The 14168-nt window shown below is 67.3% G+C and carries 16 protein-coding genes, 6 tRNA genes and 1 riboswitch; of the genes, 8 read left to right on the top strand and 14 right to left on the bottom strand.

The features are described from left to right. Positions 1–21 precede the first annotated feature (21 nt). The 13 genes from AC5RWX_RS12905 to AC5RWX_RS12845 form a co-directional block, all read right to left on the bottom strand. A complete protein-coding gene (locus AC5RWX_RS12905) occupies positions 22–285 on the bottom strand; it encodes a phosphoribosyl-ATP diphosphatase (RefSeq protein ID WP_127514683.1) in 264 nt (87 codons plus the stop codon). An 89-nt stretch (positions 286–374) separates the two neighbouring features. Further along, positions 375–860 carry a 6,7-dimethyl-8-ribityllumazine synthase gene (gene ribH / locus AC5RWX_RS12900; RefSeq protein ID WP_493939614.1) on the bottom strand — a complete coding sequence of 162 codons (486 nt, stop codon included), beginning with the start codon at positions 858–860 and terminating at the stop codon, positions 375–377. A 68-nt stretch (positions 861–928) separates the two neighbouring features. After that, complete coding sequence (ribA, locus tag AC5RWX_RS12895; protein WP_493939613.1) at positions 929–1579, bottom strand: GTP cyclohydrolase II; 651 nt, start codon at positions 1577–1579, stop codon at positions 929–931. Then, complete coding sequence (gene ribB, locus AC5RWX_RS12890) at positions 1569–2243, bottom strand: 3,4-dihydroxy-2-butanone-4-phosphate synthase (RefSeq protein WP_493939612.1); 675 nt, start codon at positions 2241–2243, stop codon at positions 1569–1571. Before ribB ends, ribA begins: the two co-directional genes overlap by 11 nt. Then, a complete protein-coding gene (locus AC5RWX_RS12885; RefSeq protein ID WP_493939611.1) occupies positions 2240–2866 on the bottom strand; it encodes a riboflavin synthase in 627 nt (208 codons plus the stop codon). The genes ribB and AC5RWX_RS12885 overlap by 4 nt, the downstream gene beginning before the upstream one ends. Beyond that, the gene (gene ribD / locus AC5RWX_RS12880; protein WP_493939610.1) at positions 2867–3955 is read right to left on the bottom strand and encodes a bifunctional diaminohydroxyphosphoribosylaminopyrimidine deaminase/5-amino-6-(5-phosphoribosylamino)uracil reductase RibD; all 1089 of its coding nucleotides are present in this window, start codon (positions 3953–3955) and stop codon (positions 2867–2869) included. It lies immediately after the preceding gene. After that, on the bottom strand, positions 3952–4680 hold the full coding sequence (gene pnuC / locus AC5RWX_RS12875) for a nicotinamide riboside transporter PnuC (protein WP_493939609.1): 729 nt from the start codon (positions 4678–4680) through the stop codon (positions 3952–3954). The genes ribD and pnuC overlap by 4 nt, the downstream gene beginning before the upstream one ends. Positions 4681–4788: 108 nt before the next feature. Continuing rightward, positions 4789–4933: riboswitch (FMN riboswitch) on the bottom strand. A gap of 71 nt (positions 4934–5004) precedes the next feature. After that, positions 5005–5664 (bottom strand): ribulose-phosphate 3-epimerase, encoded by a 660-nt coding sequence (gene rpe, locus AC5RWX_RS12870; RefSeq protein ID WP_493939608.1) that lies wholly within the window; start codon positions 5662–5664, stop codon positions 5005–5007. 67 nt (positions 5665–5731) lie between these two features. Next, entirely contained in the window at positions 5732–7360 is a 1629-nt protein-coding gene (locus AC5RWX_RS12865) for an RsmB/NOP family class I SAM-dependent RNA methyltransferase (protein WP_493939607.1), read from the bottom strand. Beyond that, positions 7357–8286 (bottom strand): methionyl-tRNA formyltransferase, encoded by a 930-nt coding sequence (gene fmt / locus AC5RWX_RS12860; RefSeq protein ID WP_493939606.1) that lies wholly within the window; start codon positions 8284–8286, stop codon positions 7357–7359. The genes AC5RWX_RS12865 and fmt overlap by 4 nt, the downstream gene beginning before the upstream one ends. Positions 8287–8303: 17 nt before the next feature. Then, the gene (def, locus tag AC5RWX_RS12855; protein ID WP_493939605.1) at positions 8304–8894 is read right to left on the bottom strand and encodes a peptide deformylase; all 591 of its coding nucleotides are present in this window, start codon (positions 8892–8894) and stop codon (positions 8304–8306) included. A gap of 63 nt (positions 8895–8957) precedes the next feature. Then, on the bottom strand, positions 8958–9827 hold the full coding sequence (locus AC5RWX_RS12850; protein ID WP_493939604.1) for a cytochrome: 870 nt from the start codon (positions 9825–9827) through the stop codon (positions 8958–8960). 142 nt (positions 9828–9969) lie between these two features. Next, positions 9970–10044, bottom strand: a tRNA-Val gene (locus tag AC5RWX_RS12845). Positions 10045–10370: 326 nt separating this feature from the next. On the opposite strand from AC5RWX_RS12845, the gene AC5RWX_RS12840 reads away from it, so the two are divergent. The 6 genes from AC5RWX_RS12840 to AC5RWX_RS12815 all read left to right on the top strand — a co-directional run bounded on the left by AC5RWX_RS12840 (position 10371) and on the right by AC5RWX_RS12815 (position 11286). Beyond that, positions 10371–10444, top strand: a tRNA-Gly gene (locus AC5RWX_RS12840). 61 nt (positions 10445–10505) lie between these two features. Next, positions 10506–10576 (top strand) — tRNA-Cys (locus AC5RWX_RS12835). 44 nt (positions 10577–10620) lie between these two features. Next, a tRNA-Val gene (locus tag AC5RWX_RS12830) sits at positions 10621–10692 on the top strand. A gap of 35 nt (positions 10693–10727) precedes the next feature. Further along, a tRNA-Gly gene (locus AC5RWX_RS12825) sits at positions 10728–10804 on the top strand. 41 nt (positions 10805–10845) lie between these two features. After that, positions 10846–10920, top strand: a tRNA-Val gene (locus AC5RWX_RS12820). Between the two features lie 117 nt (positions 10921–11037). Continuing rightward, on the top strand, positions 11038–11286 hold the full coding sequence (locus tag AC5RWX_RS12815) for an antitoxin (RefSeq protein ID WP_493939603.1): 249 nt from the start codon (positions 11038–11040) through the stop codon (positions 11284–11286). Positions 11287–11429: 143 nt separating this feature from the next. Here AC5RWX_RS12815 and zapE read toward each other — a convergent pair whose 3' ends face one another. Beyond that, the gene (gene zapE, locus AC5RWX_RS12810; RefSeq protein WP_493939602.1) at positions 11430–12467 is read right to left on the bottom strand and encodes a cell division protein ZapE; all 1038 of its coding nucleotides are present in this window, start codon (positions 12465–12467) and stop codon (positions 11430–11432) included. A 260-nt stretch (positions 12468–12727) separates the two neighbouring features. Here zapE and AC5RWX_RS12805 point away from each other — a divergent pair, with 260 nt between their 5' ends. Beyond that, complete coding sequence (locus AC5RWX_RS12805) at positions 12728–13633, top strand: sulfurtransferase (RefSeq protein ID WP_493943026.1); 906 nt, start codon at positions 12728–12730, stop codon at positions 13631–13633. Positions 13634–13706: 73 nt separating this feature from the next. Beyond that, on the top strand, positions 13707–14168 hold the full coding sequence (locus tag AC5RWX_RS12800) for a SufE family protein (protein WP_493939600.1): 462 nt from the start codon (positions 13707–13709) through the stop codon (positions 14166–14168).

Genomic DNA, 14168 nt, shown 5'->3' with positions numbered 1-14168 from the left:
GCCGACGATGGCGGCGTCCCGCTAGAGATGCTTGTAGACGTCCTCCAGCTGCAATCCCTTGGCGATCATCAGGACCTGCAGGTGGTACAACAGCTGGGAGATCTCCTCAGCGGCGGCCTCGTCGGATTCGTACTCGGCTGCCATCCAGACTTCGGCGGCCTCTTCGACGACCTTCTTCCCGATCCCGTGGATTCCGGAATCCAGCTCGGCTACCGTACGGGAGCCCTCCGGGCGCTGCTGCGCCTTGTCGCTCAGTTCCGCAAACAGGGATTCGAAGGATTTCACGCCCTTTAGCCTACGTCAGGAGCGCAGGGCCGCCACAAACGGCCGTACGCATTGTGACGAACCCCTCCGGCGGCAGCCGGGCTGCCCGCTCACACCCCGAGGCCCCGGAGCGTAGCCGCGGTTGCCAGCGCTGCGGTAACCGCCTCGTGCCCTTTGTCCTCGTTGGAGTCCTCCAGCCCTGCACGATCCAGTCCTTGCTGCTCCGTGTCGCAGGTAAGCACGCCGAAGCCCACCGGTTTGCCGGAACGGACGCTGACACTGGTCAGGCCCTCGGTGGCGGCCTGGCACACGTACTCAAAGTGCGGCGTGCCCCCGCGGATTACCACGCCGAGCGCCACCACTGCGTCATAGTGCGGGGCCAGGCGGGCGGCTGCCACGGGCAGTTCGAAGGCGCCGGGCACGCGGACCAAGGCAGGGTCGTCGATACCCGCCTCGGAGGCCGCGCGCAGCGCGCCGTTGACCAGACCGTCCATGATCTGGGTGTGCCAACTGGCAGCGACAATGGCGAGCTTCAGCCCGCCGGTCGCCTCCTGCAGGCCGGTGATGTCGATAACTGGGGCTCCGTGTCCGCTCATGTTCTTCCTTCGTGAATGTCTTGATGGGTAGTGATTAGCAGTGGATGGTGTGGCCGGGGCGCAGGACGTCAGCTCTGCTGTACGGGCGTGGTCTGCAGGACGGCCAGCCGGTGGTCCATCCGGTCCCGCTTCGTCTCCAGGTAGCGGCGGTTCTGCTCACGGAAGGGAACTTCCGCGGTCACCATCTCCGCCACCTCGATGCCGAGCGCTGCCAACATCACGCTCTTGGCCGGGTTGTTGCTCAGCAGCCGGATGGAGCCGATGCCCATGGCGCGCAGGATGGCAGCCGCAGCCGAATAGTCGCGCGCATCCACGGGGAGCCCCAACTGCTCGTTGGCTTCCACCGTGTCGGCGCCGGCTTCCTGCAGTGCGTAAGCCCGCATTTTGTTGGCCAGGCCGATGCCGCGCCCCTCCTGCCCGCGCAGGTAAAGGACGGTTCCGCCCTGCTCGCCGATCAGTCCCAGCGCCTGTTCCAATTGCTCGCCACAGTCGCAGCGGTAGGACGCGAACACGTCCCCGGTCAGGCATTCGGAGTGCAGCCGGACCAACGGCTCGGCCGCCGGCCGGACCGGGGAGGTAATGCTCAAGTGCTCCACGCCGGTGGCGGCATCCGTCCAGGCTTGTGCCATGAAGTTGCCGAAGGCAGTGGGCAGCTGAACCGACGGCCCGGCCTCAACCGTTGCAGCCGGCGGCTTTTCGCGGATGTCGTCAGTGGCCACTGCCAACCGCCTTCGGAAGGGCTGCGGGGACCGCTCCCCCGGACAGGTGATTCGCCAGGTCCTCGATCGAGACCAGCGGGCAGTTGTGCTCGTCGGCGAAAGCCCGCAGGGCCGGCAGCCGCATCATGTCCCCCTCGTCATGCACCAGTTCGGCGATGACGCCGACCGGCGCACGCCCGCCCAGCCGGCACAGGTCCACGGCCGCCTCGGTATGTCCGCGGCGCGCCAGCACGCCGCCGTCGACCGCGCGCAAGGGAAAGACATGGCCGGGCCTGGTCAAATCTGCGGCGGTACTGTCCGCGGCGGCGAGTACCTGTGCGGTGCGTGCACGGTCCGCGGAACTAATCCCGGTGGTCACGCCGACCGCGGCGTCGCAGGACACCGTATAGGCCGTGCCCTTAGCATCTTGGTTGACTTCAACCATCGGCGGCAGCCCCAGTTCGTCGGCACGGGCCGCCGCGAGCGGCATGCAAATGACGCCCGAGGTATAGCGGATGGTCCAGCCCATCAGCTCAGGGGTGGCGGCGTCGGCGGCGAAGATGATGTCGCCTTCGTTTTCCCGGTCCTCGTCATCGACGACGACGACGGGGCGGCCGGCGGCGATCGCCGCGACGGCGGCTTCGATGGTGTCGAGCGCGATCCGCGGCTCCACGGCGGCGCTCATGACCGGGCTCCGGAGGTGAAGGCCAGCAGCCGCTCGGCGTACTTGGCCAGGACGTCCACTTCCAGGTTCACCATGTCTCCGGGCTGTTTCGCTCCCAGTCCGGTCTCGGCCAGTGTGGTGGGGATCAGGCCGACCTCGAAGAACTGGGTCGCCGCTGATGCATCGCTGACCGCCGTGACCGTCAGCGAGACGCCGTCGACGGCGATGGATCCCTTTTCCGCTATGTAGCGGGCCAGCTCCAGCGGAACGGTGAACCGCAGGCGTTCCCAGTCGCCCAGGTCCTCGCGTTCAGCCAGCGTGCCGACGCCGTCCACGTGCCCTTGGACCACGTGGCCGTCCAGCCGCCCGCCGGCCGGCACGCAGCGTTCCAGGTTGACGGCCTGCCCCGGCTGGAGCGACCCGGTGGTGGTGCGGGTCAGCGTCTCGCCCATCACGTCAACGCTGACCCGGCTGCCGTCCAGCGCAACGGCGGTGAGGCACACACCGTTGACGGCGATCGAGCCGCCGAGCCCGAGGCCGGAGGCCGTCCGGGGCGCGGTGAAGGTCAGCACGGCGCTGTCGGTGGATGGACTCAGGTCCAGTGATTCAACCCGCCCTTGTTCGGCGATGATTCCGGTAAACATTCACTTGCCTTTCTGGGTGCCGTGGAACGGCAGAGGTTCAAGGTGCAGGCGCAGGTCCGCGCCCAGGGTACGGGCACTGCCGCCGGCGCTGTCCCAGCGCCACCGGCCTGCCTCGGCCAGGGTGCCGATGCCAAGGTCGGCCACCGCGCGCGTGCCGGCCCCGAGCATCAGCGGCGCCAGGTAGAGGACCAGCTCATCGACCAGGTCAGCGCGCAAGAAGGCCGAGGCGATGGTGGCTCCGCCTTCGATCATGGCGTGGCCGACGCCACGCCCGGCCAGTTCGGCCAATACGTCAGCCGGATCATGGGTGGCCAGTTGCAGGAAACGTCCATCGGTGCCGCGGACGGCAGCGTCTGCGGGCACTTTTCGGCGCCCCATCACCACTCGCAGCGGCTGGCCGGGCGTCTCAGCTCCGGCCCGGTCCCGAGCAGTCAGCCGGGGGTTGTCGGCGGCGATGGTTCCGGTGCCGGCGATGATCGCCTCCGCACGGGAGCGGATGCCGTGGCTGTCGGCCCGGGCTTCCTCCCCGGTGATCCATTGGCTGGTGCCGTCCGCTGCAGCGATCAGTCCGTCCACCGTCTGGGCGATGTGCAGCGTAGTAAAGGGCCGGTTTTCCCGCCGGGCCTGGAACCAGCGGTGGTTCAGCTCCTGGGCCTGCTGCGGCATCAATCCGGTGCGCACTTCGACGCCGGCGGCCGCCAGCCGCTGGGCTCCGCCGGCCGCCTCATGGGTGGGGTCGGCCGCGGCGTAGATGAGCGAACCGATGCCCGCGTCCATAATGGCGCCGGAGCAGGGGCCGGTCCGGCCGCGGTGATTGCACGGCTCCAGGGTCACCAGCATGGTGCAGTCGGCCAGCTCCGCTTCACGTCCCGGTGGCACGTTGGCCAGCGCATCCACTTCAGCGTGCGGCGTGCCGGCTCCCCGGTGGTAGCCGGTGCTGACCACGTCGCCGCGCGGATCGATGATCGCCGCTCCCACCAGGGGATTCGCTCCGCGCACACCCAGTCCGGCGGCCTGCAGCGCCAGCTCCATGCCGCGCTGCTCCGCCGTCGAAAATTCCTGGCCGGTGCCAAGGGCTGGTTGGCTCATCGGGCATGCACCGGCTTGTCGTAGCCGCCGGCACCTGCCGGCTGCCCGATCCGCGGATCCGGGTGCAGCGTCTCGACCTCGGGCTTGGCCTGGGCGTTGGCCCGCCACCAGACGAAGAACCCGACCAGCGTGAAGCCGCCGTAGAAGAGATACATGAAGGCGCTGGCGTAGTAACCGGCACTGAACAGCAGCGGCACGCCCACAATGTCCACCGCGACCCAGATCAGCCAGAATTCAACCCAGCCGCGGGCCATGCCGTAGGTGGCCAGCAGCGACCCGACGAAGGTCCAGGCGTCGGCCCACACCGGTTCGTAGGAGCCCAGGGCGGCGAAGACCGGGGTGAGCGCGACGGTGCCCAAGAGCAGGGCAGCCACCAGGCCCACCCGCGCCCTGCCGCCGGCCCACTGCGGGGTGATGGCGCGGCCGGTGCCGTTGCGTGCGGAGCGCCAGCGGTTCCAGCCGTAGACGGCCACTGCAATGAACATGATCTGCCGGCCGGCCTGTCCCAGCAGGTTGGCGGTGTTGGCCGAGCCGAACAGCGAGCCAAGGAAGACCGTCAGCAGCAGGAGGTTGCCGATGATGCCCACCGGCCAGGCCCACACTTTTCGGCGCATGCCGCCGAGGGCGCTGAGGAGTCCAAAAACATTTCCCAGAACTTCGCGCAGCAGCAGTGAGCTGCCGGCAACGGGAATCTGGGCTTCAAAGAGCCACCGCAGAAAATCCATGCCGTTCCTTTCGAGCCGCGGCGGCTCCGGGGGAACGACAGTGCGGTAGGTCCGGGCATCCGGGATGACGGCCAGTGGCCGTACCCGGTGGCCCATTGCTGCCACCTGTACGTGCTTCTCCCATCCAGACTTTAACTGTCGGTACCGGAATTCCACCGGTTCAACCGTGGCCTCGGGTTCCGGGTGGAACCTTGGGCAACGGGTCGCGGACTATAACCGCCGGTTCGGACTTACACCGACCCCGGAGCACGTTGTGTTTGCGTAACTATGCTCTCACAACTGCTGCAGGGGGTCCGGCATTCCCGTCACATCCTGTAACAGCCGTCACAGAACCTTGGCCGCGGCCCGCAGCGAGGCGATGGCTTGCTCAGGGTCCGGCTGCCCGTAGACGGCGGAGCCGGCGACGAAAACCGTGGCACCGGCCTCCGCGGCCCGCACAATTGTCTCCTCTGTGACGCCGCCGTCCACTTGGATGGCCACCGGCAGTCCGGAGCCGGCCACCGCGTCTGCCGCCTTGCGGATCTTGGGCAGCGTCACCTCCAGAAACGCCTGGCCGCCGAACCCCGGTTCAACGGTCATGATCAGCAGCAGGTCCATCTCGGGGAGCAGATCGAGATACGGTTCGACGGCGGTGGCCGGCTTGAGCGCCATGCCCGCCTTGGCTCCGTGGAGCCTCAGTTCCCTGGCCAGCCGCACCGGCGCCTTCGCCGCTTCCACATGGAAGGTCACCGATTCGATGCCGGCCTCGGCGTAGGCCGGCGCCCACCGGTCCGGATCGGCAATCATCAGGTGCGCGTCCAGTGGCAGGCTGCTGACCTCCTGGATCCGCTGCACCACCGGCAGCCCGATGGTCAGGTTCGGCACAAAGTGGTTGTCCATCACATCCACATGCACGGCGTCGGCGGTGCTGATCCGCTGCAGTTCGGCTTCGAGGTTGACGAAATCAGCCGAGAGGATGCTGGGGTTGATGCAGCAGTGGGTCATCGGTTGCTTGCCTGCCTGTCTAGGTGTTGTCGGAGTGGGGGTCCCTGCGCGGGTTGCGCAGGTGGGGTCAGTTGCTGCGGCGCAGCAGGGCCATGAACATGGCATCGGTGCCGTGGCGGTGCGGCCAGAGCTGCGTGGTTGTCCCTCCGGCCCGGCCGACCGTGTCCCCGCCAGGTTGTCCTGCGTCCAGGTGGCCCGGGAGGCTGACACCGTCGAGGACGGCGGATGTGTCCAGCAGTTCCAGCCCGGGGTGCCGGCGCAGCAGGTCGGCGACCACCGCCGTCGTCTCCGCCGGGTGTGGGGAGCAGGTCACGTAGGCGATCAGGCCGCCCGGCTTGGCGGCCGCGACGGCTGCTTCGAGCAGGTCGCGCTGCAGGGGACCCAGTTGGGCAACGTCGGAGGGTTTCCGGCGCCAGCGGGATTCCGGGCGGCGCCGAAGGGCTCCCAACCCGGTGCAGGGCGCGTCCACCATGATCCGGTCGAACTGGCCGGCGTACAGGTCACCGACTTCGCGGCCGTCTCCGGTACGGACCTCCCAGACGTCAGACGGAACCGGAGCCAGCGCCTTGCGGACCAACTCGGCACGGTGCACGGCCACCTCGTTTGCCAACAACGTGGCACCCTGTTCGGCGGCCAAGGCAGCCAGCAGCGCCGCCTTACCGCCCGGGCCGGCGCAGAGGTCCAGCCAGCGCTCGTCCGGCGCTGCCGGAGCCGCTGCGGCCAGGGCACGGGCTACCAGCTGGGACCCGGCGTCCTGGACGCGGGTGGTGCCGGATCGGACGCTGGCCAGCCGGCCCACGTCGCCGCCGGCGTAGAGGGCGGAGCCTTCGACAAGGTCGCCGGGCTCGGCGCCTGCCTCGACCGCCTCGTCCAACGTGCCCAGGCCGGGCAGCGCCACCAAGTTCACCACCGGTGCGGCGTTGTCGGCAACCAGCAAGTCTTCCAGTTCCTCCACGCTGCGGCCATGGCCAGCCAGCGACTGGCGCAGGGCCCGCACGATCCACTCCGGGTGGCTGTGTTCCAGGGCGGCGGCCTTGACCGGATCGCTCTCCCCCGCCGTCAGCTCGGCGGTCCAGCCGCTGAGGTCGTGCGCGGTCACCTTGCGCAGCACGGCGTTGATCAGCGAGCCTGGCCCGGCACCGATTACCGCGCGGGCCAGGCTAACGGTCTGGTCCAAGGCGGCATGCGCCGGCACCCGCATGGCCAGCAGTTGGTGGGCGCCCAGCCGCAGCGCGTCAAGGATCGCCGGGTCCAGCTGGTCCAGTGGCCGGTCGACGCAGCGGGCGAGAATGGCATCGTAGGTGCCCAGGCCGCGCAAGGCGCCGTACGCCAGTTCCGTGGCGAAACCGGCATCACGTTTGTCCAGCCGGTGCTTGCGGATGCTCGCCGGGAGCACCAGGTTGGCATACGCGTCGTCCCGTTCCACCGCGCGCAGCACCTCGAATGCGGCCAGCCGCGCCGGATCTGCCGTCCTGGACCGCTGCGACGGGGCCGCCTGCGAGTAGTGCCGGGTGCCGCCGCGGTTTCGCTCCCGCCCGGCAGCATCACGTCGTCCGCCGCTTGGACCGCTGCCGCGGTTGTTCCCGCGGGCGTTATCGCGGCCGAGTCCTTCGTTGTTCCCGCGGGCGTTATCGCGCCCGCGTCCTTCGTTGCTGCCGCGGCCGTTGTTCCGGCTGCCTTCGTTCCGGCCGTTCATTCGAAGTGCACATCCTCACGCTGCCCAAGCCCGCGGGCCCAGTCCGCAGCATCCATCATCTTTTTGCCTGCCGGCTGAACCTTGTCCAGCTCAACCGCGTGGGAGCCGGTGCCCACCAAGGCCGACGCCGACGAGCCGCCGGACAGCCTGACCACCCCGGGCGGCAAGTCCCGAGTCTCCGGGCGCGGTCGTACCGGCCCCAGCTTGAACCGCTGCCCATCAAGCATGGTCCAGGCGCCGGGCTCCGGGGTCACGCCGTTGATGCGGCGGCGGATGGCCAGCGCCGGCTGCCGCCAATCAATGTGTCCGTCCTCCAGCGACAGCTTGGGCGCCAGGCTGACCTGACCGGTCTGCGCCACCGCCGCGGCTTTGCCGGCGCCGACGGCCGCGAGTGTTTGGGATAGCAGCACGGCGCCGCTGCGGGACAGTCTCTCCAGCACGTCGCCGCTGGTGTCCTCCGGGCGCAGCGTCTCCGTCAAGGTGCCGTAGACCGGGCCGGTATCCAGTCCCTTTTCCAGCAGGAAGGTGGAGGCACCGGTGACATCGTCGCCGTGGATGACGGCGTGCTGCACCGGCGCGGCACCGCGCCACGCAGGCAACAGGGAGAAGTGCAGGTTGATCCAGCCATGTTCCGGAATGCCAAGGGCTGGTTCCGGGACGAGACCGCCATAGGCCACGATGGCCGCCACATCCGGGGCTGCTGAACGTATGGCATCCATGACGCCCTGGTCAATCCGGTTGGCCCGGATAACCGGCACGCCCAGCTCGACGGCGCGGGCCGCCACGGGCGAGGGAGTCAGGACGCGTTTTCGGCCCACCGGCGCATCCTCCCGGGTGAGCACAGCCACGATCTCGAAGCCGTCCTGGACGAGGCGGTCGAGGGACGGTACCGCCACGCCTGGCGTGCCGGCGAAAAGAACGCGCAAGCCGTTGCCGCTTTCCGTCATGCCAGCGGCTGCCCGAAGGAACCGGTACGTGCCGCTCCGCGGAGGAAGCCGGAACCGACGTGCGCGGCCCGCTGGGCCTGGGTTTCACCGGCCACTTCGTTATAGCCCGCGTTGCGGATGGACCGCAGCGCGTTCTTGCGGTCCTCGCCGGTGAGGTGGTCGATGTAGAGGACGCCGTCCAGGTGGTCGGTCTCATGCTGGAAGCAGCGGGCCAGCATGCCTTCGCCTTCGTATTCCACCGGGTTGCCGTGCAGATCCTGGCCCGTCACCCGTGTCCAGCGGCGCCGGCGCACCGGATAGCCCAGTCCGGGAATGGACAGGCAGCCTTCGGCCACGTCTTGTTGAAAGTCCTCGCTGAGCTCAAGCACCGGGTTGACCACGTGGCCCCGCTGGCCGGCCACCCGGAACGTAAAGACGCGCAGGCTGACGCCAATCTGCGGGGCGGCCAGACCCGCTCCGTCGACGTCCTCCATGGTCTCGTCCATGTCCGCTACCAGTTTGGCCAGTTCCGGCCCGAACTCGGTCACCGGTTCCGCCTTGGTCCGCAGGACGGGGTCGCCGATAATCCGGATGCTCAGGATCGCCATGTAGTTCTTGTCCTCACTGCTGCCGCGTTGGCGGCGCTGAAAGCTGTTGGGTTCCGGTCCAGTTTAGTGGGCCTGCTGGGCCGCCTGCAGGGCCGGGGACGGAGGCGCTATCGGCAGCAGCGCGCGGCCGGCTTCGGACACCTGCAGGTGCGTCTCCCAGGCACGCCGCAGCGAGCAGAACCGGTACCAGTGCCAGCGGAGAACCTCGGGGTTGGCCCGCATGGGGCGGACTTCCGTCTCGCCGATGGCCACACCCAACAACAACGGGTCCTCACCGTATGCCCACGGCTCCCAGCTTCCCGCCACGCCGTCCACCAAAGACTCCTGCGCCTTCATGCCCGCAACCAACTGCATGACCACCTTGTCATTGAGCGCTTTGACTTGGCCGTTGCGGTCGGTCCCCTTGGTCTTGAAGTCGATCAGGCAGGTTCGACCGCCGATCCGGGCCACCAAATCCAGGGTTCCGGCGTACCCCACTTCCTGGTTCCAGACGGTGATCTCCGGAGCTATCGGCTCCACCGCGTAAAGCTGCCACCATTCGTCGAACCTGTCGGCGAAAGCTTCTTCACCGTGTGCCTTCAGCGCCTCCCGCGCCCCCGCGACGTCATGGTCTTTGTCCAGTGCCCGCAGTGCCACCTGTTCGCAGTACCCGTGGACCCGGTCGCCGCGCAACGCAGCAGCGTCCCGATAGCGGTCCGCCGCCAGCGTGGCTTCTTTAGCCAGCGTCCGCAGCCGGCCCGGATTACCGGCGGCCTCGGCCAACCGGGCATCCGACGCCAAGGAGGTGGCCGCCATGTGTGCGAACCAGCCGTCCAGCGTGGTCGGTTCCTGGGCGATCACGGTGGTGATGGAAGGGACCGAAGGCGGCTCGGAGGTGGAGCGCGCGTACATCCGGCCGTTGGCGGTGGCATGCGCAAGGAGTGGTGCAGTCATATAGAGATCTTCTCAGGTTCCACTGACGGTTCCGGTCCGCAGTCCGCGTTTGCGGCACCTGCGGCCAAGGGCAGCCTGCAGTGTCCCGTTACCCTAAACAAACATCCCGGCCGGGCTGCTGCCTGGCCGGGATGAAATGAAGTGGTGGGCGATACTGGGTTCGAACCAGTGACCTCTTCGGTGTGAACGAAGCGCGCTACCACTGCGCCAATCGCCCCTAACGTGCTGCGGATGCGCCGAACGCTTCCTGCAACGTGTAGAAATGCTAGCCCACAGGTCCGGAGAATCAAAAATCGCCCGGAGCTGCCGCCTGCATTCCGGTTGAGCCAGCCGGCATCGAGGTCACAACCGAGGCGCGCTGGCACCCTCCGCGGGCACCGCCGTCGGGGATGGGACCCCTTGGATTCACGGGCAATTCGTTCGCCGCTCACGCCGATTGGACGAAGCGGGAAACGTCCTATAGAGTTTTTACTCGTTGGAAATCACAACGACACCGCGAGCAGAGCAACCAACGGTTCGCGGCCAAAGTGATGGATAACTTCTGCGGACGTAGCTCAGCTGGCTAGAGCACCACCTTGCCAAGGTGGATGTCGCGGGTTCGAATCCCGTCGTCCGCTCGCAAGTCACTGTTTAGCGCCAGCTTCGCTGGCCGGTCCTAGAGCGTTAGCTCATAGGCGCGGTGGGGTGGCCGAGAGGCGAGGCAGCGGCCTGCAAAGCCGTATACGCGGGTTCGAATCCCGTCCCCACCTCGTTCGGTGGCATGGCAAGCAGGCAACATCTCGTGAGAGATCACGGGCGATTGGCGCAGCGGTAGCGCGCTTCCCTGACACGGAAGAGGTCACTGGTTCGATCCCAGTATCGCCCACTGAAACAGGCCGGAGTGATCCGGAACAGTTTCGCGCGGACGTAGCTCAGCTGGCTAGAGCACCACCTTGCCAAGGTGGATGTCGCGGGTTCGAATCCCGTCGTCCGCTCCAGTTTTTCTTCATTTCCTCCAGCGCCCGCCTCGGGCACACCGGGGCGATTGGCGCAGCGGTAGCGCGCTTCCCTGACACGGAAGAGGTCACTGGTTCGATCCCAGTATCGCCCACCATATAAACGGCTCCCCCTCGTGGGAGCCTCAGTTGTTTAAACTATTGAGCACCCGCTGCGAAGTGCCTACGATGGAAATAGCAGGGGCGAAGGGCCCCCCGTCAGGAAGGAGGTGCTGGTGACTTTATTTGACGAGCTCAAGGGCAGGGCAGGAGCGCTCAAGGACAAGGCAGCCGGTCTCGTGGGAGAAAACTCTGACACGATCAAGGGTGCCGTCGGCAACGTCGGTGGTTACATCGACACCAAGACCGGCGGTAAGTATTCCAAGCAGGTAGACGGCCTGCAGGCCAAGGCCTCCGATTTCGTCGACTCGTTCGGCGGCACGGGTGGCCAGGCGCCGTCCGACGGGAACGCTCCGTCCAACTAGTCCTTAGCACGCCATGGAGGGTGCCGGACCGCCGGGAGGCGGCACCGGCACCCTTCTACGTTGTGGAGCCTTCGTTATGGAGTCCTCGTTATGGAGTCCTCGTTGCGGCGCACCGCGAAGCTGCGCCTGAGCCGAGGGAGAGGCTACGCGGCGGCTTCGCCGGCCTGGCCTTCCCGGGCCAGCGCGGTCAGGCGGGACACTGCCCGGAAGTACTTCTTCATGTAGCCGCCGGACATCATTTCCGGTGTGAACAGCTGATCGAACGGCACGCCGCTGGCGATGATCGGCACGTCCTTGTCGTACAGGCGGTCGGCCAGCACCACGAAGCGCAAGGCCAGGGCCTGTTCGGAGATCGTGCGCACGTTGTGCCAGGCAACCGCATCCACGCCGTCGAGGAACTGGCGGTAGCGGCTGGGATGCACCCCCTCCAAATGGTTGATGAGGTCGGAGAATTCGTCGGCGGCCACCACCTTGCCGTCGAATTCACGCAACCGGCGCTTGAGCTCGTGGTCGCTGAGCGGTTCCGGTGCGGCCGGCAGCCCGCGGTGCCGGTAGTCTTCGCCGTCCACGCGGATGACGTCGAACTGGTCGGACAACACCTGGATCTCGCGTTGGAAATCGACGGCGGCAAAGCGCCCCTCCCCCAGCGAGCCGGGCAAGGTATTGGACGTGGCGGCCAGCTTGACCCCGGCGTCGGCCAGCTCGCGCATCAGCCGCGACATCAGCACTGTGTCGCCAGGATCGTCCAGTTCGAATTCGTCGATGCAGACCAATCGGTAGCTGCTGAGCGCTTCCACGGTCTTGCGGAAGGACAAAGCGCCCACCAGGTTGGTGTACTCCACGAAGGTGCCGAAGGCCTTCGGGCCATCCACCGCGTGCCAGAGCGAGGCGAGCAGGTGCGTCTTGCCGACGCCGAAGCCGCCGTCCAGATAGATGCCGGAGCGAGCTTCTGGTTTGGCCCCGCCAAACAGCTTCTTCAAGCCCTTCGGCTTGGGCCGGTCGACAACTGCGGCAAAGTGCTGCAGCGCCTTGACCGCCGCGGCTTGGGACGGCTGCGCCGGGTCCGGACGATAGCTGGTAAAGGACACTTCGCCGAAGCGAGGCGACGGGTGCAGGCCCGCCAGCAGTTCGTCCACGGACACTTTCGGTGTCCGGCGTGAAAGCTGTTCAATCTTGGGCACGTGACGCTTACCGCTGCTTTCCTGACATGGGTATGGAGACATGGCGGACGGAATGCCGCCAGCAAAACGATACGCTACCTGCGCCTATCGGCGGCAGTCGACGTCGGGCCGGCCACCGCGGCGACGGATTCTGCGTTGGGCGGCCGGCCAATGTGGCGCGGAGTGACCGCCCGGAAGCTTTTGCGCGCTGTGGTGGTTAGGCTAAACAGAAGTCCCGCGCCGTTTTGCACGGCCCCTGCACGCTACGGAAAGGTCCTGCCATGCCCATTGCCGCTGAGCAGAACGAGAAGTTCGCCGCCTACGCCAACCCCGACCGTTTGGTCTCCACGCAGTGGTTGGCGGACCACTTGGGCACCGACGGGCTGGTGGTCGTGGAGTCCGACGAAGACATCCTGCTGTATGAAACCGGGCACATTCCGTCAGCGGTCAAGATCGACTGGCACACCGACCTGAATGACCCGGACACCCGCGACTATGTTGACGGGGAAGGCTTCGCCGCGCTCCTCGGCTCCAAGGGCATCAGCCGCGATACCACCGTGGTGTTGTACGGAGACAAGAGCAACTGGTGGGCAGCCTATGCCCTTTGGGTCTTTACCCTGTTCGGCCACGAGGACGTGCGCCTGCTGGATGGCGGCCGCGACAAGTGGATAGCGGAAGGCCGCGAACTCACCACCGAGGTGCCGCAGCCCGCACCGGTGGAATACCCCGTCGTCGAACGTAACGACGCACCGATTCGGGCCTTTTTGAACGATGTGCTGGACCACTTCGGCAAGCCGCTGGTGGACGTCCGCTCCCCCGAGGAATACTCCGGCCTGCGCACCACCATGCCGGCCTACCCGGAGGAGGGCGCGCTGCGCGGCGGCCATATCCCGACGGCGGCGTCCGTCCCGTGGGGGCGCGCCGCGGCCGAGGACGGCACCTTCCGTTCGCGCGACGAGCTTGAAGCCATCTACCTGGGCGAGGCCGGCCTGAAGCCGGGCGACGATGTGGTGGCTTACTGCCGCATCGGCGAACGCTCCAGCCACACCTGGTTCGTGCTCAAGCACCTGCTCGGCTTCGACACGGTCCGGAACTACGACGGCTCCTGGACCGAATGGGGCAACGCGGTGCGTGTGCCGATCGCCAAGGGTGACCAGCCCGGCCAGCTTCCTGCCGCCGTCCGCTAAGGAATAGCCGTCCGGCGCTGAACGTTAACGCTGACAGACCTGATCCTCCCCCTAGAGAGCGCAAAGTATGACCGTGTCGCCCCAGACCATCCCCGCACCGCTGGCCGAGATTATTGACGATTTCCAGGCGGTCACCGAGGCCGAACGGCTGCAGCTGCTGCTGGAATTCTCCCGCGAACTGCCGGAACTGCCGGAACGCTTCGCCGGGCATCCGGAGCTGCTGGAGCAGGTGGTGGAGTGCCAGTCGCCGCTCTTCCTCACGCTGGAACTGGGCGACGACCCGGACCAGGACGTGCAGATCTATTTCTCTGCCCCGCCGGAAGCTCCGACCACCCGCGGCTTCGCCTCCGTGCTGCACGAGGGGCTAAATGGGCTTCCGGCGCAGCAGATCCTGGCTGTACCGGACGACATCGCCGAGCACCTTGGCCTGACCCGCGCGATCACGCCGCTGCGGATCCGCGGCATGTCCGCCATGCTGTTCCGGATCAAGCGCCTGATCTCCGAGGCCCGGCAGCTGCGCGCCGCCTCGGCCTAA

This window comes from Arthrobacter sp. SPT-J7, from assembly GCF_059089965.1.
Note: the sequence above shows the minus strand (reverse complement) of the source record. Positions and strands in the feature narration are given on the sequence as shown.